17 protein-coding genes are annotated in these 22,950 nt (G+C 54.3%); 1 reads left to right on the top strand and 16 read right to left on the bottom strand.

Translation table 11 applies throughout. The features are described from left to right. The first annotated feature begins 16 nt into the window (after positions 1–16). Entirely contained in the window at positions 17–2,197 is a 2,181-nt protein-coding gene (locus P40081_RS36825; protein ID WP_052422095.1) for a tetratricopeptide repeat-containing glycosyltransferase family 2 protein, read from the top strand. A gap of 336 nt (positions 2,198–2,533) precedes the next feature. Here the strand turns inward: P40081_RS36825 and P40081_RS39150 are convergent, their stop codons facing one another. From P40081_RS39150 to P40081_RS30655, 16 genes are all read right to left on the bottom strand, one after another. Next, positions 2,534–2,689 carry a hypothetical protein gene (locus tag P40081_RS39150; protein WP_197074300.1) on the bottom strand — a complete coding sequence of 52 codons (156 nt, stop codon included), beginning with the start codon at positions 2,687–2,689 and terminating at the stop codon, positions 2,534–2,536. Between the two features lie 698 nt (positions 2,690–3,387). Then, on the bottom strand, positions 3,388–4,122 hold the full coding sequence (locus P40081_RS30585; RefSeq protein WP_231575222.1) for a glycosyltransferase: 735 nt from the start codon (positions 4,120–4,122) through the stop codon (positions 3,388–3,390). Further along, entirely contained in the window at positions 4,103–5,461 is a 1,359-nt protein-coding gene (locus P40081_RS30590) for a hypothetical protein (RefSeq protein WP_042139855.1), read from the bottom strand. The genes P40081_RS30585 and P40081_RS30590 overlap by 20 nt, the downstream gene beginning before the upstream one ends. Then, entirely contained in the window at positions 5,458–6,996 is a 1,539-nt protein-coding gene (locus tag P40081_RS30595; RefSeq protein WP_042139856.1) for a glycosyltransferase family protein, read from the bottom strand. The genes P40081_RS30590 and P40081_RS30595 overlap by 4 nt, the downstream gene beginning before the upstream one ends. A gap of 137 nt (positions 6,997–7,133) precedes the next feature. Beyond that, positions 7,134–8,024: a glycoside hydrolase family 43 protein gene (locus tag P40081_RS30600; protein ID WP_231575223.1), complete on the bottom strand. Its 891-nt coding sequence runs from the start codon at positions 8,022–8,024 to the stop codon at positions 7,134–7,136. Positions 8,025–8,057: 33 nt separating this feature from the next. After that, positions 8,058–9,899, bottom strand: a complete 1,842-nt coding sequence (locus tag P40081_RS30605) for a glycoside hydrolase family 127 protein (RefSeq protein ID WP_042139857.1) — start codon at positions 9,897–9,899, stop codon at positions 8,058–8,060. 18 nt (positions 9,900–9,917) lie between these two features. Beyond that, the gene (locus P40081_RS30610) at positions 9,918–10,688 is read right to left on the bottom strand and encodes a carbohydrate ABC transporter permease (RefSeq protein WP_052770361.1); all 771 of its coding nucleotides are present in this window, start codon (positions 10,686–10,688) and stop codon (positions 9,918–9,920) included. A gap of 56 nt (positions 10,689–10,744) precedes the next feature. Then, positions 10,745–11,632, bottom strand: coding sequence for a carbohydrate ABC transporter permease (locus tag P40081_RS30615; RefSeq protein ID WP_042139858.1), 888 nt, complete (start codon positions 11,630–11,632; stop codon positions 10,745–10,747). Between the two features lie 182 nt (positions 11,633–11,814). Further along, on the bottom strand, positions 11,815–13,218 hold the full coding sequence (locus P40081_RS30620; protein ID WP_052422096.1) for an ABC transporter substrate-binding protein: 1,404 nt from the start codon (positions 13,216–13,218) through the stop codon (positions 11,815–11,817). Between the two features lie 128 nt (positions 13,219–13,346). Further along, positions 13,347–15,113 (bottom strand): sensor histidine kinase, encoded by a 1,767-nt coding sequence (locus P40081_RS30625; RefSeq protein ID WP_042139859.1) that lies wholly within the window; start codon positions 15,111–15,113, stop codon positions 13,347–13,349. After that, positions 15,110–16,705 (bottom strand): response regulator transcription factor, encoded by a 1,596-nt coding sequence (locus tag P40081_RS30630; protein WP_042139860.1) that lies wholly within the window; start codon positions 16,703–16,705, stop codon positions 15,110–15,112. Before P40081_RS30630 ends, P40081_RS30625 begins: the two co-directional genes overlap by 4 nt. Before the next feature lie 593 nt (positions 16,706–17,298). Next, the gene (yunB, locus tag P40081_RS30635) at positions 17,299–18,561 is read right to left on the bottom strand and encodes a sporulation protein YunB (RefSeq protein WP_081970255.1); all 1,263 of its coding nucleotides are present in this window, start codon (positions 18,559–18,561) and stop codon (positions 17,299–17,301) included. 406 nt (positions 18,562–18,967) lie between these two features. Continuing rightward, positions 18,968–19,579 (bottom strand): TVP38/TMEM64 family protein, encoded by a 612-nt coding sequence (locus tag P40081_RS30640; protein ID WP_042139861.1) that lies wholly within the window; start codon positions 19,577–19,579, stop codon positions 18,968–18,970. A gap of 361 nt (positions 19,580–19,940) precedes the next feature. After that, a complete protein-coding gene (locus P40081_RS30645) occupies positions 19,941–20,825 on the bottom strand; it encodes a glycine betaine ABC transporter substrate-binding protein (RefSeq protein ID WP_231575224.1) in 885 nt (294 codons plus the stop codon). Between the two features lie 17 nt (positions 20,826–20,842). Continuing rightward, positions 20,843–21,679, bottom strand: a complete 837-nt coding sequence (locus P40081_RS30650; protein ID WP_039305343.1) for an ABC transporter permease — start codon at positions 21,677–21,679, stop codon at positions 20,843–20,845. Next, positions 21,676–22,875 carry a quaternary amine ABC transporter ATP-binding protein gene (locus tag P40081_RS30655; RefSeq protein WP_042139862.1) on the bottom strand — a complete coding sequence of 400 codons (1,200 nt, stop codon included), beginning with the start codon at positions 22,873–22,875 and terminating at the stop codon, positions 21,676–21,678. The genes P40081_RS30650 and P40081_RS30655 overlap by 4 nt, the downstream gene beginning before the upstream one ends. Between the last annotated feature and the right edge of the window lie 75 nt (positions 22,876–22,950).

Consider the following 22,950-nt stretch of genomic DNA (forward strand, 5'->3'; position numbering starts at 1 on the left):
GAAGGAGCTTCTGACTATGCATAATCCAGGGCTATCGCTCTGCATGATTGTTAAGAACGAGGCCCAGCATCTGGAGAAATGTCTGAGATCCGTGCAGGGATTAGTCTCAGAGATCATCATTGCCGATACCGGATCGACGGATGGCAGCATGGAGATCGCCCGCAGGTCCGGTGCCCGGGTCATTGAGATGCCATGGGAGCATGATTTCTCCAAGGCCAGGAACCGGGCACTGCGGCTGGCCTCCTATGCCTGGATTCTGGTGCTGGATGCGGATGAAGCAATCGCAGGCTGGAAGCCGGAAGAGGTGGAGCGGCTGCTGGAGACGCAGGGTGCTGACGGTTATTTCCTGCCTTTTATCCACTATGTGGGTGAGTTCCCGGAAAAAGATTATGTGACGGACAATGTGTGCCGGCTGTTCCGCAATGATGAACGCATCCTGTTTCGCGGCAGCATTCATGAGGAGGTGGCCTCCAGTATCTGGAGCCTTCCGGGAGGACATATCGCATACGCAGCTCTGCCGGTGCATCACTATGGATATCTGGATGGTGAGCTGCAGCGCAAGCATAAAACCAGCCGCAATCTGGAGCTGATCCACTCCGCTCTGAATCTTGAACCCCGCAGCATCCATCTGCGGTACGCACTGGGTACGGAGTATTACCAGCAGGGAAACTACAATGCTGCGGCGGAGGTTCTCCTCCCGCTGCTGGATGAAGTCCCGGCTGACTCCGGATATACCGCTGACCTTTACCTCAAGACAGCCTACGCCTTGGAGGCCGGAGGACGTCCGGAAGAGGCGCAAGCTGTCTACGAGGCCGGGAGCATTCTGTATGCAGATTTCACAGATCTGCTGGAGAGCTATGCCGGACTCCTTCTGGAGCAAGGGGAGTTATGGCGGGCTTACGATCTGCTTCAGCGGGCGCTGGAAAGCGGTAATACCGCGCATAAGTACCCCTCCTCCTCCGGCAGCGGCACAAGCCGCACCCGCTTGTTCACCGGGCAGGTCTGCGAGCAGCTGTTTCTATATCAGGAGGCACTGGACCATTACAGGCAGGCTCTCGGCTACACCCCTGACGATTCCGCCGCCTGGGCACAGCTTGTACCGCTGTGCCTGCTGTCCGGACAAGAGGAGCAGCTGACGGCCATCACTCTTCAGCTGCTCCCTGCCTTGCCCCAGAGAGTGCTGAGCAGGCTGGTGCCTGCCGCACTCAATGCCCGCGCCGCCGAATGGCTGGCGGCGCTCAGCGCAGCACCGCATCTGCCGGAAGCCATCCGGCAGGTTGTGCAGGTGCTGCTGGGCACGCTGTTCCGGGACCCGGAACAGCCCTGTACCGCATCCGTCCGGCTGGAACGGATGCTGCTGCTGGATGAGCCGGATGAGCCATGGATATCCGGCTATCTGTGGGCCTTGTCCTGCCGCAGCGGCGGGAGCGCTGCAGCAGGACAGTGGCTGGAGCGCCTGGCCCGGAACAGGCCAGGCATTGCTGCTGTGCACCGCTGGCTCGCGCAGCAGACCGCCGGTGCATCAGCTCATCCGGCAGAGCGGGAGCCGGAGCCGCATATGGAATGTGAGGCCGATGAGCCTGCTGATGCTGCGGGAACTGACAGATGGCGGGAAAGAGGTCCCCGGCATGCTGAATCCGGCAATTCCGCCATCCCGCAGCGCACCGCTGAAGATTACGCAGACAATTCTGCTCCGCCTTCCGGCAGCTCACCACAGCTTGGGCTCAGCACAGATACACCGTTAAGCTTTCCGGATATTTCTTACGCTGCGCAGCTGCTGGTCCAGGCAGGTGCTTGGGTTACACTGCTCCTGTTATTCAAGCCAATGGAAGCTTCACGTTTCCATTGGAGCCGCTTGCCCCAGCCTCTGCTGCACGGGCTGCTGCACGCGCCTGTTCCGGTCAAGAAGCAGTGGTGCACTATGTATACCGGGCAAGCTCATTTTTACAGCTCGCCCGGCGATGCTGCCGAGTGGCTGCTATACGCAGCAATAGCCGATTCCTGCGGGCTGATCCCCCGGCTTGACCCCGCTGACGAACAGGCGCTGCGGCAATCCGGCGGACCTGCGGCAGCCATTGGCCTCAGCTACCACAAGCTGCTGCTCGCAGCCAAGGTTCACCCGCAAGGAATACCTGTCGTTTCCGGCAGCATCCCCTGGCTGCTGCTTGTAAGGTCCGCCCTCCAGGCAGCACCGTGACACGGACCGTAGCTGCCAGGAACCGCTTCTGTATGCACATCTCTCACAACATTGATAGAACTTAAAATTTATAGAAACTGCTAAAAGGCCTCGTAACACTCTATGGGCCTCAGCGACACTCAGCAATACTCAGCATCACTCAGCATCACTCAGCACACTCAGCACACTCAGCACACTCAGCATCACTCAACCCTACTCTATACTGGCTGTCATCAGCTGATTGCATGACGCACGATAGATAGAAATGCAGATAGCCAGCCGCTTCAATCCATTCTGCTTGCACATACAGCAGAATGGAGTCATTTCATCCTTTGAGGACAAGCCCGGTAATATTACTCATTTCCCCATCTCGCCCACTCCTAGCGCAATCAAAGGTATTCGTATCCCCTTATTCCTCACATCGTCCATCTCCAGCACAACCATAGATATTTCTATCTCCCACACTCCACCCGAAACTCCCAGGGTAACATCAAGAAGTTTGTGTAAAAGCATAGAACAAGCTCCCCGGTTTGTTTAGGCGTAGAGTTAGATTAGCAGTTAGATATACGATTAGATATAACAGTTAGATAATCTGAATTTAGACAACAACCCCGCAAGTTACCGTTCAAACACTGCGGGATAGCGGAATACGTAAATATTTATCACTTTTATTCGTTTCCGGCAACATGGAGACTTCTCAGTCAGCACCACTGACCTAAATGTTGTACGTTATGCAACTTCGAGCTATAGATAACTGGGTATTTAGAAGAATTGTTGTAAGAAATACAACAATTCTCCTGCTAAACCGCTTGAAAAAGGAAAAATCCTGCATTTTATACAACATTTTCGGATTTGAGCCGATATCCTGAGGAAAATGTTGTATTATGTGCAGGATTTTATAAAAATTACACTTTCCCGCAGAAAGCGGGCGGATGAACCGGGGAATTCCTGCGGCAACTGCAACAGTCAGGAGGTCCAGATAATCGCAGGGTGTAGAATTAGTTTTATAAGCTGCAACCTTAAGTCCAGCCAATAGAGATTTACAGTTAAGTATTCAGTTAGTTTTTCAGTCAGAATTTCAGTTAGTTGTTCAGTTAGTTATTCAGTTAGTCGTTCAGTTAGATGTTCAGTCAGTCGTTCAGTCAGTTGTTCAGTCAGTCGTTCAGTCAGTCGTTCAGTCAGGCACCCAGTTACTCCCAGGCTCCCGCACCCTATTCCCTCCACTCCACCAGCCGGGGATGCTCATCCAGAATGGAGCGGTACTGTTCGAGGCTTCCCCATTTTCCTTCGGGGTCAAGCTCCATGTAGCGGTCGTATTTGCGGCGCAGCTCTTCGGGTTCCAGTGCCCAGCCGTAGTGCTTCACCCGCAGCTCGGCCAGGAAGCCCGGCAGGACCGCATAGGACAACGCCAGCCGGGGGACATGGTGATCCATCCGCGGGGTGTAATAATAGAAGCCGGGCAGATAGCGGACCAGTGTGCGCGTGTGCTTCGTGTGGATATTCCAGTGCTCATCTTCCCGGTAATGGGTCGTGCCGCCCCAGAAATCAAACAGCCTGAACGCTACCCAGTCGTAAGCGTCCTGATCGATCAAACGCCGCATTTCCTGCTTGGCCCGGTCTTCATAGAATTCATCCGCATCTACGGACAGCAGCCAATCCGGGCCGGTAGATACCGCCAGATCCCAGAGTGTCTTGCGCAGCTCCCATTCACGGCCGAAGATGGAGTGCTCCAGTGTCACCAGCTTGCTAACCTTGGCAAAAGAGTTGCACAGCCGTACCGTACCATCCGTGCTGCCGTCGTCCACTATTACGATATCGTCGACAAATTCGCTCAGCTCTTCCAGCACCTGCTCCAGATAACGGCCGGTTTCATTACGCACCTGCATCATCGCCGTCAGGCGGTTGCCGGATGCCTTGCGCAGCGGTTCATGCATGCTCTTCGCCATCCATTACCCTCCCTCTCAAACCTTGTACGGCTTCTTCCATATCGGCCATTTCCGCAAACAGCTGTCTGGCTCCCTGGTCCGCTCCCGCCGAACGAAGGAAGCTGCGGATAGCGGCATGCCGCCGGCCATACAGCAAATGCAGTGTCCCTTCAATCAGCGGAAGCTGCACTGCATCCTCAAAGGCCGGAGCGGTGCCCCCCGCAAGCCCCGGAATCTCAGGAGCCCCTGCTATTCCTGCTATTCCTGCTATTCCTGCAAATCCGCCCAGCCCAGTATTCTCCGCAGCAGCCGTCCCGTCCGCCTCCATTTCCTCATAGAGCTGCAGCGCCTTCTCCCACTGAAAGGTTCCGATATAATTCAACAGCAGCCGCTGCCGGGCTTCCGGCCCGGATAACCGGCTCAGAATCTCATTTGCCGCCGCTCCATCCTCATTTACCGTGAGAATCTCTGCCCGGAGCAGCTCATGCTCCGCCTCGCCGCCACTCAGCCACTGCCTCATCTGCGCAGCCTTCGCCCTTTCCCCGGCCGTAAACGCCGTGATTTCGTATTGCCGGACGGCAAGCTCCAGATTGCCTTTCTTCGCTTCGATCGCCGAGAAGAAACGGTAATGCGAATGCAGACAATCCGTATAATCATGCAGCAGCATCAGCTCGAAGGATTGGGCCAGATACAGCGAAGCGGCTTCATCTCCCCGCAAATATAAATAAGAAGCGGCTAAATAATGGACTGAAGGCTGGAGGGGTATCTTGGCGCACATGGATATATAGAAGGCGGTGCGGTGCCGGCGCTGGATGTCCAGCCAACCGGACTCCCCATCCGAATCAACAGGCGGCTGCCATAATTCCGTAAGCGCCCTGTTCCAGATCGCTTCGTAATCGGACAGGAAGAACAATTGCTCCTCCCGGCGGAGCAGTCCGTAGGATAAGGGCTGGTCTCCGCTGAGATACACAATTCCCTTCCGGCGCAGATTCTGCTCCAGATATATCCTTTCTGACGTGGTTCCCGCCAGATCGGCCTTCGCCGCGAGCAGCGCACTGTATTTGTCCCAGAGAACACTATCCTCCCCTTCCGGACAAAGTTCCAGCAGGGCTACAGTATAAGCAGGCTGCAGCGCCAGCACATCCGGGAGCCAATAAGGCGAAGAGACAAGCAGCGTATATTCTTTGGCATTCAGACTGTACAATTCGGCCAGTGTCACGGACCTGATCCCGCTGCTCCGCTGCCGGGCAGGCGTCATCCGCCCGGCAAAACAGACCTCCCCACGGTCCGGGAGCAGCTCCAGCATTCTTTTATACTCATAATCCTCCCAGGAAACACGGCTAAGCACGATATAGTTCATAAGTGTCCCTCCCCCTCCCCGCCGGGGGCTGACGGATGAAGCTTATCCCGGCCGCCTGCCGGCTCACCAGCATAGCCCACCGACAGATCCGGATCAGGAATAAGCGCCAGACTGCGGAAGAAGCCCTCCCGCTTCATAATCCTTCCGGGCGTGACTCCGCTTCTGTGTGCGATGCGTTCAAGTGGAAGATGCTGCGTTGTCCCGCCTGCCCCAGGCCGCTGCCCGGGTTCTTCCGCTGCATAATCCGCACTGACAACAATATCCGCCCGGCTATGCTGCAGGACTTCCACCAGCTTCTCGATGTAACGGCTGTCATATGCCGCAGAGGCAGATAAGTAGACAATGACTTCGCTGCCATAGAGAGCCGAGATATTCTCCAGCGCGTGCAGCCAGGGCTTCTCGCCATGCACAGTAATCACAGCGTCACGCTCATGCACCGGAAATTCGGGAAAAGACTGGCTCCAGCTGTCCCGGACCCACACCCAGCGGATATTGCTGTAGCTCTGGCCTTCCTGCAGCGTCTGCTGCCGCTCACGCGAATCCGCTGCCGTCCAGTTTTCTTCGAAATAGACAACAGCGGTCACAAGCGGAGTCTCCGCCGTATGCCGGCCCAGCGGAATTGCCGGCTGCGGCAGACAAGCAGACAGATCACCGGGAATCTGGAGCAGTCCCGCATCAGCAGGACTGCCCTGCAGATTCCATTTCCGGCGGTATGCCCGCGCCCCCGCTGCAGAGGACGCATTGCCTGCGTTAATCACAGCGCCTTCCTCCAGCGGGTGAAGGACATGCACATATACCGGATCACTGAGCGCAAGACTTGCCCCCTGCATCCGGGCCCGCAGACACCAGTCGGCAATGATCAGCCTGCGCTCCGCTAGTGATGAATCGAAGCCTCCTACCCTCAGCAGCAGCTCTCTTGCTATAAGCAGACAGGACCCGCCCAGTACCTCCGCGTACCTCCACTCCCCTTGCCTTTTGTCCAGGATGTGGGCTGCATAAGCTGACAGTTCAGAGTATCCGGCAAAATGCAGCTGTTCCTGCCCCTCGCCCCGTTCACTGGAGGAACGGGGAGCTACCACGCCCACCGCAGGATCATCAATAGGCGGCCACAGCAAATTGCCAAGCCAGCCGGGAGACACCATCACACGGTCCTCCAGCAGAACGGCAAAAGAGGTCTCAGCATAAGCCAAGGCCTCATTCACCCTATAATTCCCGGCGGCAAAGGGGAGAAATACCAGATTCGGCTCCCCCGAGAACTGCTCTGACAACCATTGCAGCGGAAATTCAGCAGTCATCGGGACCGCAATCAGCCGCACGGTAGAACCGGAGTGCCGGAGCAGCAGCCGCAGGCACTCCGCCGACCACTGCGCATGCCGCAGCTCCACCACAAGCGTAACGCCTCCCTGCACCGGCAGCGGAAGCAGCCCCTCCCGTTCCAGATAGCTGTATCTTCCCGCCAGACGTTCCGTGCTGACAGCTTTAACAGTATTCATGGTTTCAATTGTATGGATTGCATCCATCGCTTCATAGGACATCCAGACTCACACTCCAATGGTCATAACTGTGCTGTCTATAATGTATGAGCGGGATGGGGCAGGTATCCCTGTTTATGCCGTATTCGGCAGATAGTATCCGCCAAGCGGATACCCACGTCAAGCTGCGGCGGTCGCTTTTACCACCCGCTGGTCATCACTACCGGCCTGATTCCGCCGGAATCAAATTCCATTCGGTCAATACATAACATACGGTTGCCCGGCTCCGGGTCTCCGATGATTCTCCGGTGATAGACGATCAGCCATTCATCACGGTCAGGAAGATGTAAATATCCGTGATGGCCGGGGCCTTCCGCTAGAGGCTCCTGCCTCTCCAGTATGGTCCCTTTGTTATCGAAGGGCCCCAGCGGATTATCGCTTACGCCATAAGCTACCCGGTAGGTCCCGTTGGTCCACCCGCCCATCGACCACATCAGATAATACAGACCGTCCTTCCTGATCATGCACGGTCCTTCCACATAACCCGGCGGGGTAACAGAACAGATCAATTGTCCGTCCGGGAAAGGGACAAAGCCCGTCATTTGCTCATTCATCCGGGCCACGTTGCAATGTCCCCAGCCCCCGTAATACAGATAGATTGCACCGTCATCATCCTTGAACAGATGAGCGTCAATGGGCTGTGCGCCGTGAATAAACTTGCCGATCAGCGGCCGGTGGAGGTACCCCCTGTAGGGGCCTTCGGGAGCATCCGCAACGGCAATCTCCAGCCCTCCTGCTTCACCGTCCTTCTGGATATCGTTCGAGGCAAAGACAAGATAATACCGGCCGTTATGCTCAATCTGGGTCGGAGCCCATACCGCTCTCCAGATCCAGGGGAAATCATCCATTTCAATTATGCTCTCATGAACCTTCCAATGGATCAGATCCCCGGAGCTGAAGGCATCCAGATTCATCTGCCGCGTATATTCCGTGAATGATCTGGTGGCATAAATATAATGCCTGCCGTGATAGGTCCTGGCTTCGGGGTCTGCATACCAGCCCGGCACAATCGGGTTCGTAATTCCTCGCAAGCGAACGCCCCTCCTTTCTCCGCAACCTGCAAATTAACAGCTGTATAGTCCGTTCTCTTCCTGTTCCCGGATCCAGACCTGCATGAAGCCGGATTCTCTGTTGTCCCAGGCGTAATAGGGAATGAACCGGAGCGGCCTGCCCTCTTCATCCCGGCTCTGCAGCACCGTCACCCCGCCCAGCAGCTCCGGCAGATGTTCCACCCGGAACTGCGCCCCGGCCGGAATGGAGCAGGCATCATAGGACAATCCGGGATGATCCGTCTGCTCCAGACAGTACACCACGGGTCCCCGCTGAACGGCAACCCTACCTCTGTCCGCCTCCACCTCCGGCTTGGCCCGCACAAGATTCACGGGCATATCCAGTTCAAGCACAACCGTATCTCCCGGCGACCAATGCCGGTTAAGCACCAGATACCCTTGATCCGTCAAGGCTCCGGCCCCGCTGATGCTGACGCCGCCAGCCTCCAGCCGGTACCCCCTGCACCATTCCGGCACACGCAGCCGGATGCTGAAGCCGGCACTTGCTGCAGGGTTCACCTCAAGCTCGATCCGGCCATCCCAGGGATACAATGTGCTTTGCTTCAGCCTGACGCCCAGTCCGCTGCCCAGCACAAGCTCTGCCTCGCTGTTCATGTATTGATTGACCACCAGGCCTTCTTCTGCAGACGCATAGACGTATTGGCCCAGGGAAGGCAGGAAGCGGGCCAGATTGGTCGGACAGCAGGAGGTTTCGAACCAGGGCACACGATGATGCCCGCCCTGTGAAGCAAGCGGATTGACATAGAAGTACTTATCCCCGGACAGAGATATTCCGGATAAGGCGCCGTTGTACATTTCACGCTCTACCACATCGGCGTATTTGCCGTCTCCGAACGTCAGGTTCATCCGGTGATTCCAGAACACCATGGCAATGGCGGCGCAGGTCTCGCAATAGGCTGTTTCATTGGGCAGGTCATAATCGAAGGTGAAGCCTTCATTATGCCTGGACGGCCCAATGCCGCCCGTTACATACATGTTGCGCTCCACCGTGTGGGTCCAGACCCGGTGCAGCGCCTCCGCATAAGCGGAATCCCCTGAAGCATGGACAATATCCGCCATTGCCGTGTACATATACATGGCACGGACAGCATGCCCGGTCACCTGCTTAATCTCACGGACAGGAACATCATCCTGGCAATAGGCCGGACCCCATTCCGGATTGTCCCAGATCGCGCCCGTGCCATGGCCATGGCCGCGCTCCTCCAGCAGCCACAGCGCAAGCTTCCAGTAGCGCTCGGCCCTGGTCACGCGGTACAGCTTCACCAGCGCCAGCTCGATCTCCTGATGCCCTTCCACCCAGTGCCGCTTGCCGGGGCCAAACACCTCATCATAATGATCGGCCAGACGGCAGGCCACCTCCAGCAGCCCGCGCTTGCCGGTCGCTTCATAATAGGCAACCGCCGCCTCAATCAAATGGCCGCCGTTATACATCTCGTGCTTCTCCATATCCGTCCATTTGCCCTGCGGATTCTCCAGTGTGAAGTAAGCACTAAGGTATCCATCCGCTTCCTGCGCTGCCGATATCAGCCCGATAATCCGGTCGGCTTCAGCTTCCAGCGCCGCATCCCGCCTGGGCATCAGCGCATAGGCTATGCCTTCAAGCACCTTGTAGACATCCGAGTCATTATAATATTTGCCTTCGTAATGCCCCTCCATCAGGCCCCCGGCCTTGGCGAAGTTATCGATGCGCCCGGTATCCTCACATTTGGACAAGCAGTCCGGCAGAGTGGTCTGCCGGAGCGCGTCCAGGCGCGGCCGCCAGAAATGATCATTAATGGTTATACTCGTAAAAGACACACCCTGCCAGGCATGCAGCTTCGCTTGTTGCTCTGCCATTTCCGTTCCCCGCCTCCTTTATCCTTTTAATCCTGTTAAGGTAATGCCCTCCAGAAAGTAACGCTGCCCGGCCAGAAACACAATGACGCAGGGCAGAACGACGGTGGCCGAGGCCGCCATCAGCAGATCCCACTGCGCGGTGTAGGTACCCTGGAACATTTGCAGACCCAGAGCGAGAGTAAAGAGACTGTCGCTTTTCAGGTAAATCAGCGGGCCCATGAAATCGTTCCATGAGGCCAGAAAGCTGAATAAGGCAACCACGATGATCGCGGAACGGCTTAAAGGAAAGATGAGCCGGGTATAGATCTGCCAGTAATTCGCCCCGTCCACAAAGGCCGCTTCATCAAAGTCTCGCGGAATCGTCAGATAGAATTGCCGGAGCAGGAAGATATTGAAGATTCCGCCGCCGAAATAAGCGGGTACAATCAGCGGATACAGCGTATCGTATAGACCCATCAGCTGCCAGCCGAGAAAGCTCGGGATAATCGTGACCGCCGCCGGCAGCATCATGCTGGTCATCAGGATGGCAAACACCGTATCCCGGCCCTTCCACTGAATCCGTGAGAATCCGAAGGCCCCGATACTGCTGGTAATTACGGTCCCCACAAGCACCGTAACCACGATGATCAGTGTGTTCTTGAAGAAAACATCGAACGGCAGCACCGTAAGCGCCTTATGAAAATTGCTCCACTGAAACGGCTTCGGTATCCATTCGGGAGGCATGGTGAAAATCTGTGACAAATTCATCAGCGAGCTGCGGATCAGCCAGACAAACGGAATGACGAACATGGCAGAGATCAGGATAAGCGCTCCGTAGCTTGCGGTAAGTGAAAGCTTCGATGGCCTCAAGCGCGGTCCCCCCCTTCGTAATACACCCATGACTTCGAGGTTCTGAAGACGATAAAGGTAAAGAACAGAATAATGATGAACAAGATCCAGGCCAGCGCAGACGCATATCCCATCTCGGCATCCCGGAATCCCGTTCTCCACAAATAAAATACATAGAACAGACTCCGGTTGTTCGGTCCCCCCTGCGTCAGAATATAAGCTTCGTTGAAGACCTGAAAGGAGCCGATTATGGTCATGATTGTATTGAAAAAAATCGTGGGGGTGACCATCGGAACTGTCACGTGGCTCAGCTTGCGGAACCAGCCGCCTCCATCTACCTCAATCGCTTCGTAATACTGCCGGGGAATGCCGGAAAGTCCGGCGAGAAAAATAATTACCGTGCTGCCGATACCCCATAGCGTGGTAAGAACCACTGACGGGATGACACTGCTCTCCCCGTACAGCCAGTCACTGGTCGGCAGATGCAGCCGGCTGAGCAGCGAATTGATGAGGCCCAGATCGGGATTGAGCAGCCACATCCAGATCATGGCCGAGGCCACCGCCGGAACAATGCTCGGAAGATAGAGAATCGTACGGAAGATGGCTCTTCCCTTTACATTGAGATTGAGCAGAAGCGCGATGCCGAAGGAAATAAGAATAACTGCAGGCACACGCAGCACGACGAAATAAAAGGTGATTCCCAGCGATTTATAGAACAGCTCATCCTCACCTGAGAACAGCCGCACGAAATTATCCAGACCGACAAAAGACGTCTGATCCTTGAACACATTATAGTTGGTCAGGCTGAGCACCAGGCTTGCGATCATGGGACCCAGCGTAAAAATGGCAAATCCAAGTATGGCGGGGGCGGTGAACAGCAGCCCATAGAACATTCCCTTTCGCATACCGGCCTCCAGTCTCGAATTTCGCAAGTAGAAACGGCTTTGCCGTCCTTTAGACGGACGGTACCGTTTCAGCGTGAAATAGAAGGATAATTTAAAGCGTAAGCATATAAATTCTTATATTTGCAAAAAGAACGGCGAACGAGGCATCGGACGCCGCTCCTTACTGCTAGTTTCGCAGTTGATTACTCCTTGATATCGCGGCGTCCCTTAACTTGGGCCTGGGCCTTTATGGCAATCGAGTCCATCGCTTCCTGGGCGGTTTGCTGGCCGAGCCACACCTTATCCAGGGCGGGATTAACCAGATCCATAATATTGTTGAAATTCTTCACATAGCCGGTCGGCGTCTGGTGCCCTTTGGTCAAGATTACATCGACGATGGCTTCTTTATAGCCGGAGGGTCTGGCATCCAGATTCTCTGTCCATTTGGCGAGCAGCGCCGGATCGGTGTACCAGTCCTTGGGAGAAGGCATCCATGTTCCGGCTGTAAGCATATCAATGGAAGCTTCAGGATCGAGCAGCGCCTTCAGCAGCTCCCAGGTCTCCTGTGGATGCTTGGTGGATTTGAAGATGGAGAACATGCCGCAGACCACGGTGGTTACCGGCTCCTTCATTACAGGCATGACCCCGACGTTAAAGTTGAACTTCGACTGGGCGAGGCCTGCGCTTGCCCATTGCCCGTCCACCGTCATCGCTACCTTCTTGGTCTGGAGAGCTACATTCGTTGCCGGAATATTCTTCGACTGTACAGGCGAGGGTGATACATGGTGCACATTCATCAGATCGGCTATTTTCTGGAGGGCTTCAACAGCCTCCGGCTGGTTAAGCGCGAAGGTCTTGCCATCCGCCGAGATGAAATCCCCGCCGTTGGAATAGATAAAGTTGCTGTATACCCCCCACCAGGTGGAGAGATTTGCGCCATATTGCTTAATTTTTTTGGGATCGAAGTCTGGGTCGGCTGCTGTTTTGCCATTGGTGTCCACAGTCAGCTTCTTGGCAACCTCGACGAATTCATCCCAGGTCCAGGCATCCGTCACATTCGACGGGGGAGGCTCTATTCCGGCTTCCTTGAAGATATCCTCATTGTAGAACAGTCCGAAGGATTCCGGCCCTGGTCCGATTCCAATTACATTGCCCGGCTCCAGTGAATAGGTAATATTGGGAACCAGCGTATCCGGACTGATGTCGGCATCCGTATCGAGAAATTCCTGGAGATTATAGAATTTGCCCTGCTCCGCCATCGGAAAGGCAATCGTACCCGATTCCATCATGGCAATATCCGGAACATCATTTCCGGCGACCATGGTCGTCAGCTTGGTATCATAATCAGCGGCAATATGCTGAAGCTCAACCTTGACATTTGTATGCTTGGCCTCGAAATTCTGGATGGCTTTTTTGTAAGGAGCCACTTCTTCCGGTGATCCCCATACAGTCATCCGCAGCGTAATGTTCTCCTTCGATCCGGTATTTCCGGAAGGCGCGGAAGTCTCAGGGCTTGCTGTACCCGACTTCGAGCACGCAGACAGCACAGCAGCTAGCATCAGAATCAGAGCCAATGTAATGAAGACCGGTTTTCTTGGTAGCAACATATTCCGAGCCCCTCTCGATTTCTAAGTTCAACGGGTTCATAGCTGCAGTCTATGATGCCTTTATTATAAATTACAGGATAGCGCTTACATAACCCTAATCTCTTTGGATTGGTGGACTGTGATTGGGTTTACAGCGGGAGTGTAATGGCCACCTTTGTTCCTTTTCCCGGAGAAGAGAAGATGGTGATTCCGTACTCGCCGCCATAGGTCATCTGAATGCGGTCAATGGTATTCTTAATGCCCACGGAAGATGCTTTCTGGTGCAGAATCGCATTTACAGTCGCCTGGCTCATGCCACGGCCGTTGTCAGCCACCTCGTAATGCCGGGTTCTGCCGTTAATCCAGCCGCGGATTCCGATAATGCCGCCCGATTCGGTCTGATCGAAGCCATGCAGAATCGCATTTTCCACAAAAGGCTGGAACAGCAGCCGTGGCACCTCGTATTCGAAGAGCCGCGGGTCCATATCATACTCTACAGTGAACTTGTCCTCGAACCGGATCGACATAATATAGAAATAGTTATTCATCCAGTTCATTTCTTCGGACAAAGGAACGGCGCCCCATGTCTTCCTCGAAGTATAATGCAGCATATTGGACAGGCAGACAAGCATCTTGCTGAGCTCCTGCTGATCATTCTCAATCGCCGTCCAGTTCATCACATTCAGGGTATTGTACAGGAAATGCGGATGCATCTGCATGTTCAGCGCCTGAATCTCGGCTTCCTTTTCCTTCAGCTTGGTCTCGTAATTCTCTGTCACGAGCAGATGGATCCGGTCATTCATCCGGTTAAAGCGCTGCGTCAGAATGCCGAACTCATCGTTGCTCACCACATCCACGCGGGTCTGGAAATCGCCTTCGCCCACCGATCGCATCGCGCTTAACAGCCGCTTGATCGGTTTGGTGATTTTGCCGGCTATGAAAAAAGCGAGGATAAGCGCCACAATCCCCATCACAACGGCCATGACAGTAATGGAAGCGCGGATCACCGGCACAAGGCTGCTCACCAGTCCTGCTTCCGGAATCCACACGACAGACATCCAGCCGGTAACCTCCGAGCGGTCAAAGCAGACGATCACCGCTTTACCGTCCAGCGTCATTCTCCGCGCCCCGCTTTTCTCCTGCTGCAGCTCGTCCAGCCACGCCTCCTTATAGGTCTGCGCAACAGCCCCCGGCTCACTGCTGGCGACCACCTTATCATGCGGATCGAGCACCATATAGCGCGAGCTTCCCGGTATACTGTCCTCATACAAGGATTTAAGCACCTCGGATTTGAAGCTAATGGCAAGTACAGGGCGTTCCACCCCGGCATCCATTTTCTCCAGCTTCGTATTGCTTAGATAGGTGAAATCAAGCACGCGTGTGGCCGAGAACAAATAACGGAACTCCAGATTCCCGTCCTGCAGATAAGGCTGGTTGAACATAGATACGAAATCATAGGTAGGAATCCACACCAGCTTCCCCCCTGCCTGCCGGGCCAGATCGTATATATCCGATTGAACCGGGTCTCCTTGCGGCAGCGTTTGCCCGAAGGTAAAGTATGAGGTCCATAGCTGGTAGGCATAGATATCCTGGTTCTGGGAAAAGGTTTTGCCGAGCACTGCCGTCACCTGCCGGTCCGCCGCAAAAAGCTCCACTTGGTTCGCGGGGTCCAGCTGGCTGAAAATGCGGAACAGATCCTTATCGAGAAATAAGGACATGCTGTTCTGGTCCACGATCCGCAGCTTCGTGTCCATGACTTCGTTATTTTTTTTGACAATCTCATACACATTCTTCTGCGCCTGCTCCGTGATAATCTTCAAGCTGGTCCGATAGAACAATGCCCCGAGTACGAGCAGGGGAACCGCGATCAGCAGGATGTAGCTTGCCAGCAACCGGTAACGGAAGGTAATCTTCATGCCTCCCGTTTCCTTTGCGAAAGTGCGTGCTTATAAGCTTTTGGCGACATGCCATGATATTTCTTGAATACACGGCAAAAATATTTCGTATCCTGAAATCCGCATTCCAGGGAAATTTCGTATACTCTGAACTGCTCCGCTGCAAGCAGCTCTTTGGCCCGCTTCATACGGACCGCCGTCACATGCTCGGAGAAGGTTTTGCCCGTCCTGTTCTTGATCAGCGTACTGAAATAGGAGGGGTTAAAGTGGAAATGCTCGGCTGCCCGTTCCAGGGTAAGGTTCTCTTTCGTATGCCCCTGTATCCAGCCCAGGCATTCCGCGATGACCACCTCACTCTTATCCTGTCTGGATAAGGCCAGGGCTAGATGCGCTTCCCGGAGCGCATGGTTAAGTTTGGTCATTAATTCCTGATATGAACGGCATGAACGGATAAGCATCGTGGCCGTATCGGTCAGCATCTGCCCCGTCTTTTTGTCCAGAATATCCTGATGGTCACTCCGGATCTGCAGCAGCATCAGCGAGGCCTGCTCCTTCAGCAGCATGGGACTGGCCTGTCCGGCGTCCGCCAGCTGATAGACGGTCTCAGCGCAGACCTCCTGAACAAGGGCGGCATCGTCCATTTTCAAAGCATCATACAGCCTGCCCCAGTCAGGAGCTCCAGCTCCGGGGGTTGAAATAAGCTCATCCGCAAAAAGCAATCCCTGCCGGAAATCGTAGAAATTGTAGCTGTTGGCCGTCCTGGCTGCAAGATACGACCGCGGCGCTTCGGCAAGCAGGGAATGGCATTGCGGCCCAATCCCGTGGACAAGCTGTCCCGCATGCACCCACTCAGCCGCCAAAGACTGGGCGATGTAGCGGGCCTCCTCCCGCTTGCCTTGGGTAAGCGCTTCCAGCGTAATCAAGGTCACGGCCGCCTGAACGCCGTCCTCCATCATCCCGCTCAAGGGAAAGGTTATGGCCTCTCCCCACCGACTCCAGGCCTGCTCCAGAGAGCGGACGAAGGAGCCGCTGTCCTGCTGTTCCCCGCTGTTCCGGCGGTGCTGCAGCTCCGAATACACAGCTACACCGCTCTCCCGCATCCATTCATAACGGTTCAGCTCCTCCAGCTCCTCCGGGGCCGCACTGCCGTTCAGCCAGGACAGTATCAACCGGCTCAGGTAGGCGGAAGAAGCCAGCTTCAGGCGGTGCTGCAGCTCTTCCTCTTCGCGGTACTGCTGCTGTTCCGCTGTCAGCTGAAGGTCGATCCGGCTTAAGACCTCCGCAATTTTCCCAATCTCCACCGGCTTCAGCAGGTAATCAAAAGCGCCGTGACGAACCGCCTTCTGCGCATACTCGAACAGATTGTAAGCGGATACCATTACAACCCTGGTTTTAATGCCTTCTACCTTAAGCCGTTCCAGAAATTCAAGTCCATCCATGCCAGGCATGCGGATATCCGTCAATATGGCTTCCGGGCCGTGGGCTTTCACCAGTTCCATGGCCGACAAGCCATCCTTCGCCGCCACCACCTGGTCCTCCGGCCGCAGCCGCCCAATCAGATTGACCATCCCTCTGAGATGTCTGGGCTCATCATCCACGATCAATATTCTCACTATGCTCAGCCCCCCGAATTGGTTTGAATTACATATCAGCCGCATCTTTGCCCTTATTATAAAATCCGTTCCGGCTTATTCATAGTGCATTAATATTGGATTGGTGGACTATTATTGGGAGCGTGCGCGGAGTCCGGGAGAGAAGCTGTTTCTATGCCGCGTTAAGAGAGCCTAACGTTCCTGTCACGTAAACAGCAATCTGGTACGATGTTTTCACGTTTCTATGCCGAGTTAAGAGAGGCTAACGTTCCTGTCCGAGCAAATACAGAAGAGCCGCCCATTCTTAGGCGGCTCTTCTTGGGTTGCGGATTATAGTCTTTTTCATTATCGCTTCAACGGCCCGAAGGCCCGCATTATCGCTGTTCCTGAACCCTCGGAGGTACAGCAGTTGGATTTCTGCAGTTAATCATTCCGGTTTGCTTGCCTTACAAAAATTAATTGGATTTATGACACTTAATCCTGTCTATATCCCCGCCGTCAGCGAATCCGGCTGAAATTAAGTGCCGTTTTTCCAACTAAGTCACCGGAATCAGAGATTCTGCCAACAGCAGATGGATTTTTTCCACTTATATGTTCTACCAATCTATATCCCATTACTCTCCGCCGCCCGCATTGGCCCCGGCATTCCCGGCGTTTGTGCTAGGCGCAGAGTTGCCGCTCCCGGCCGGTGTGTTATTCTCTCCGCTGTTCGTATTCCCGGCTCCCCCGCTTCCCTCAACAGCTGTACCGTCCGCACCGGTGCCGCTCTTCTCTGTGTTCAGCGAAGGCGCCGGAATCGCGATTCCAGGTGCGCTGCTGCCGTTCTCGCCGACAGGCTGGCCCTGATTGTCGTAATAGTACATCGGGACATCGCCGACAACCATCAGGTAGGAGACAGGAATTTCTGTGTCCACGATCTGCGGCTCCATATCAAACGGAATGACAACCGCTACCTCGGTAACAATATGAATAAAGACTTCAACGAGAATCATGTTGATGCCGGCATTTTGCTGCCGCGTGTTCAGTTCCACCTTTACCGCGCCCTGCGGTTCGATTTTGATCGGAATATCCGGCCCAAATGAGGCAATCAGCGGACTGCCCAGCGCCTGGCCCAGCGGAATATGCTCCGTCTGGTTATGCAGCTCCTGCAGCGTGGACTGGATGACTTCGGCCGCCTGTGAAGTAATCCGCATATGCTCCTTATAGTTGAGCATGAACCCGGATATTTTGCCGTTCTTATCCGTCTTCCAGTCAATCAGCGCTTCCGCGTTCCCGCCGTCCGCAACCTGGGAAGTAATCGCCTTGTTAATGGATTCCGTAGCGATTTGCTTCACCCGGATCTGCGCCAGATGGAGGATCGGCGGCTTCAAATGCTGCTCCACATAACGCAGCCCCTGAAGCACAGCCAGAATCAGCAGCAGACTCAGGATGATCCAGAATCTGCCCCGGCGGCGCGGCTTCCGGCCTTTCCCGGCCACGGCCTCCTGCTTCTTCCCCTCCCGGCCGCGGAACAGGCTGAATCCCCCGCTCCGGCTGGCTTTGCGCCAGACACGGTAGCCCGGAGCGCCTGCTCCCGCACCGGGCGAAGCCGTCTCATAACCCGCTTCTTTCCTGTCCGGCCGGATTCCCGACCTAGAAGGCTTCGCCACGAATACACCGCCCCGGCTTGATGCCCCCGCCCCGGACCTTGAAGGTTTCGCCGCGAATCTTGCTCCCGAACCCGGCGGCCGGAAGACTGCCTTCGACGGTTTGGCCTTGAACGCCGGGCTGCGCCCGGCCGGTCTCGGCAGCCCGCTCCAGCTGAACCTCGGCAGACGCAGACGCCCGAAGATTGATACGCCTGCCCGCCGGTTCCCCCATTTTCTGATTCTGCCCATGCCTTGCAGTCCCTCCCGACATTCCTGCGGTCAAGCCGCCCATGTACTATAGGCTATTCGGGACGAACGCAAAATAACCCCACAATGTGGGAAAGCAGTGAAGACACTTATCCTTTTTAACCGAAAATGAGCAGTTCCCGGTGTAACACCGAAGAACTGCTCTACGCTTCTACTTCCTTTTATCCTTTATATAGATTGAACTGGAATTTGAGTTGGAGGAGGGAGTGACAGAGGGGAATTTTGGAACTGTAGGAGCGGAAGCGTCCGCCTTTGTCTACGGATTTCTACCGCTAAAGGCGGTACAAATCAAGAAATCTGTAGACAACAGCGGCCGGAAGTCCAAAATATTCACCGCAGTTACGAATACTTCTTTACTTAAAATCTTAAGTTTAATCTATATTGCCTCCTACCCCATCCGCTTACGCTTATCCTCCTGCAGATGCCCCCAGTGACGGCGGACAAAAATAGCGATCAGAATTACCATAAACACCGCATACCACGTAAGGAATCCGTTCCACTCCTCCCGGGGGACAATCAGCGAGGAGCTGATCGTTCCAAACAGCCAGATGTAAGACAGATTCCCAAGCACCGTCCCCCAGATAAAAGCAGCAGGTTTAATCGGAGAAACGGCCGACATCAGATTGATAATATTGCTCGGCACAATCGGAATCGTACGCAGCAGCACCAGGGTCCAGATGCCGTAGCGGTCCAGATACATCTGCCATTTGTCATAGCGCTTCAGCTTATATCCCCATTTCCGGTCAAACCACTCCGAAAGATAGCGCCGGAACAGGAAGTAGACGAGCACCGCACCAATATTACAGGCCAGCCAGCTGACAATCATCCCGCCAATAACATTAAATACAGAGACGTGAAGCACAATCAGGATCGCTAGTGGGAAAAATCCGAATAAACTTTGCAGTACCGCCAGCGGAACGGTAGCGAATAGAATGGAAGGGCCGCTCAATCCAAGACTCTGCAGCAGCCAGTCGATCCAGGCATTAATGGTCTCGGTCACGGAGTTCTCCCCTTTCCTGACTCCTTGCAGCAGCTGTCTCCTGATTTCATACTGAACATAAGGGAATCGCTCATTAACGTTTGTTTCGTGAATCTCAAGTGGAAACGGCGTTGCCGTCCTTTAATAAGGACGGTACCGTTTCAGCGAGAAAGATAAGGAACATTTATTACGCGAAGCATATACATTCTTATCTTTTCAAGAAAAACACCCCTCTCGGGGTGTTTGTTGAATGAGTTTGCTTATGATATGTACATCTAAAGAACAGTCGTTAGCGTACAAGTTACAGAATTGTAGCCTATGTTCTTTCAATCATAGCACACATCGATCTTCTCTGCCAAATAGCTGATTCGCTGAACAATCTCTACAAATTCACTCCGGTAATCCACTCATTCACCTTGGCTTCATTGTTATCGACCCAATCTTTGGCCGCTTCCTCCGGCGATTGTCCGCCTTGAATCTTGACCATAACCTGAGCCATATCGTCTGCGGTCCATTTGAATTGGCTTAGGAACAGATACACATCGGGCATATCATCCTGCAGGCCTTTTCGTACCATAGTATGGATCTGCTCAGCACCGCCGTATACATTCTTGGGATCATCAAGATATTTCAGGTCCATATTCGCGAACATCCAGTGCGGGGTCCAGCCGGTAACTACGATCGGTTCATTGTTGTCAAAAGCTTTCTGCAGCTCCTGTGCCATCGCCGCCGAAGAGCTCTCTAGCAGCGTATAATCGCTTAATCCGTACGCTTCAATTGCGGCTTCAGTAGCCGTCATAATTCCGGCACCCGGTTCGATTCCGATAATCATGTTATCCAGCGAAGCCGCAACTTCCGCATTCTTCAGGTCCTCGATGGAATTAATATCCATATAAGCGGGAACGGCAAGTCCAGTCTTCGTTCCATCCAGATTCACACCGGCATCTACGATATCATTGCCGTATTTCTCCAGATAGGAAGCATGGGTACCCGGCAGCCAGGCGGCTACCATCGCATCCGCACTTCCGTCAGCAATCCCTGCCCACATTGGACCGGCATCGACCTGGAGCATTTCTACCGTAACGCCAAGCTTCGATTCCAGTACTTCCTTAACCACGTTCGTGCTGGCAATTTCCGAATCCCAGGCTACATAAGCCAGCTTCACCGAAGAATTATCCTTGGACGAGCATCCGGAAATAACAACAACCATCATCAATAGCATAATCAAGCCAAGCTGGCTCAGTTTCATCGATTTAAATTTACTCATATGAATTAAACACTCCTCTATCCTTGTTGTTTGGGCTTGAACAGCTTCTGGGTCAGACGGTCCAGCAATATCGCAATAATAACAATGGCAATCCCCGCTTCGAAGCCTGCCCCCGTCTTGGCCTGTGATACCGCACGGTACACATAGGCTCCGACACCCTGGGCGCCGATCATGGACGAGATTACGACCATCGACAGTGACAGCATAATGGTCTGGTTAATGCCGGCCATAATAGTCGGCAGGGCAATCGGCAGCTGCAGCTTGAACAGCTTCTGTCCTGCTGTGGATCCGAAGGCATCCGCAGCCTCCACCAGCTCCGGCGATACCTGCCGGATACCCAGGTTCGTTAGACGGATGGTTGGCGGGATAGCAAATATAATAGAAGCAATCACCCCTGGCACTACACCCAGAGAGAAGAACGATACCGCAGGCAGCAGATATACGAACGCCGGCATCGTCTGCATAAAGTCAAGTATAGGCGTAGCAATGTTCTGGAAGGTCTTGCTCTGTGCACAAAGCACACCCAGCGGAACCCCGATAATTACAGCCAGCAAGGAAGCCGTCAGCACAAGGGCCAGCGATTGCATTGAGGGGTCCCATAATCCGAGATTATCAATCAGCAGCAGCCCGATCACTGCGAACAATGCCATCCGCCATTTGCCGATCCAATAAGCCAAAGCGGCGATAAGTATGGTCAGCACAATCGCGGGCAGGAATGTTAGCGCCGCATCAATGCCGCTTACCATTCCGCCGATCACAGCATGAATGAGATCGAAGAAGGGGCCGAAATAAGTCGTCAGCCAGTCTTCGAGCCATTCTACGCCCTTTCCGAGCGGTATTTTGGGTAAATTCATGAACCAAGTCCTCCTTCCGGAACCGCATTACCGGCAAGTGCGGACAGCACGGCTCCCTTGATGACAATGCCCTTCAGCTTGTCACCCTCGTCTACTACGGCAACCGGCAGATGCGTCTCCGACATCATCTCGAACAGGTCATTCAGCAGGGTATCCGGCCTTACACGGGGAATCTCCCGCTGCATGACTTCCAGAATGCTCCGGTTCTCTTTCAGTGCCTGTGCCGCATTCTCCGCTGTAATTACACCTTGGAGCTTCATTTCATTATCCGCCACGTACAAGCTGGATACGCCGCTGTCCCGCATAAGCTGCAGGGCTACCCGGGGTCCGCGTTCCGGACGGATCATCTCCGGCTGGCGCATGACATGAGCGGCGGTCAGCACCTTGGACAAGTCGACGTCCTCAACGAATCGTTCTACATATTTATTTGCAGGCTGAATGAGGATTTCTTCCGGCGAACCGATCTGGACAATGACCCCGTCCTTCATCAGTGCAATCCGGTCACCAATCCGCAGCGCCTCATCGAGATCATGCGTGATGAATACAATGGTCTTCTTCACCCGGGCCTGCAGCTCCAGCAGCTCCTGCTGCATATCCTTGCGGATCAGCGGATCAAGCGCACTGAAGGCCTCATCCATCAGCAGGATATCCGGATCATTGGCCAGCCCTCTGGCCAGACCGACACGCTGCTGCATGCCGCCGCTCAGCTGATCCGGCCGGTGATGCTCCCAGCCTTTAAGGCCGACCAGCTCAAGTGCCTCCATGGCAAGACGGGTTCGCTTGCTTTTCTCCACACCTTGCACTTCCAGTCCGTATTCAGCATTGGCCAGCACACTGCGGTGCGGGAATAACGCGAACTTTTGAAAGACCATGCCGATATTCTTGCGCCGGAACTCTCTTAGCTGCTCCGGATTCATCTGGACAACATCCTTGCCCTTGAACAATACCTGGCCCCCAGTGGGCTCAATCAGCCGGTTCAATAACCGGACGAGCGTGGACTTACCGCTGCCCGACAATCCCATAATGACAAATATTTCTCCTTCTTCAATGCTGAATTCGGCTTTATTCACGCCAACCGTCAGCTTGGCTTCCCGGGCAATCTTCTCTTTGGACCAGCCTTGTTCTAATAATGGAAGTGCCCGTACCGCATCATGACCGAATACTTTGGTAAGCTGTTTCACCTCTATAATTGCCATGGTGACCTCCTTCTCTCCCCTTAATATTTCAGGTTAGTTCTCCTGACCTAGTGTAACGGACTTGTGAAAAGAGAC

The sequence above is a fragment of the Paenibacillus sp. FSL P4-0081 genome, assembly GCF_000758565.1.
GTDB classification, from domain to species: Bacteria; Bacillota; Bacilli; order Paenibacillales; family Paenibacillaceae; genus Paenibacillus_AQ; species Paenibacillus_AQ phytohabitans.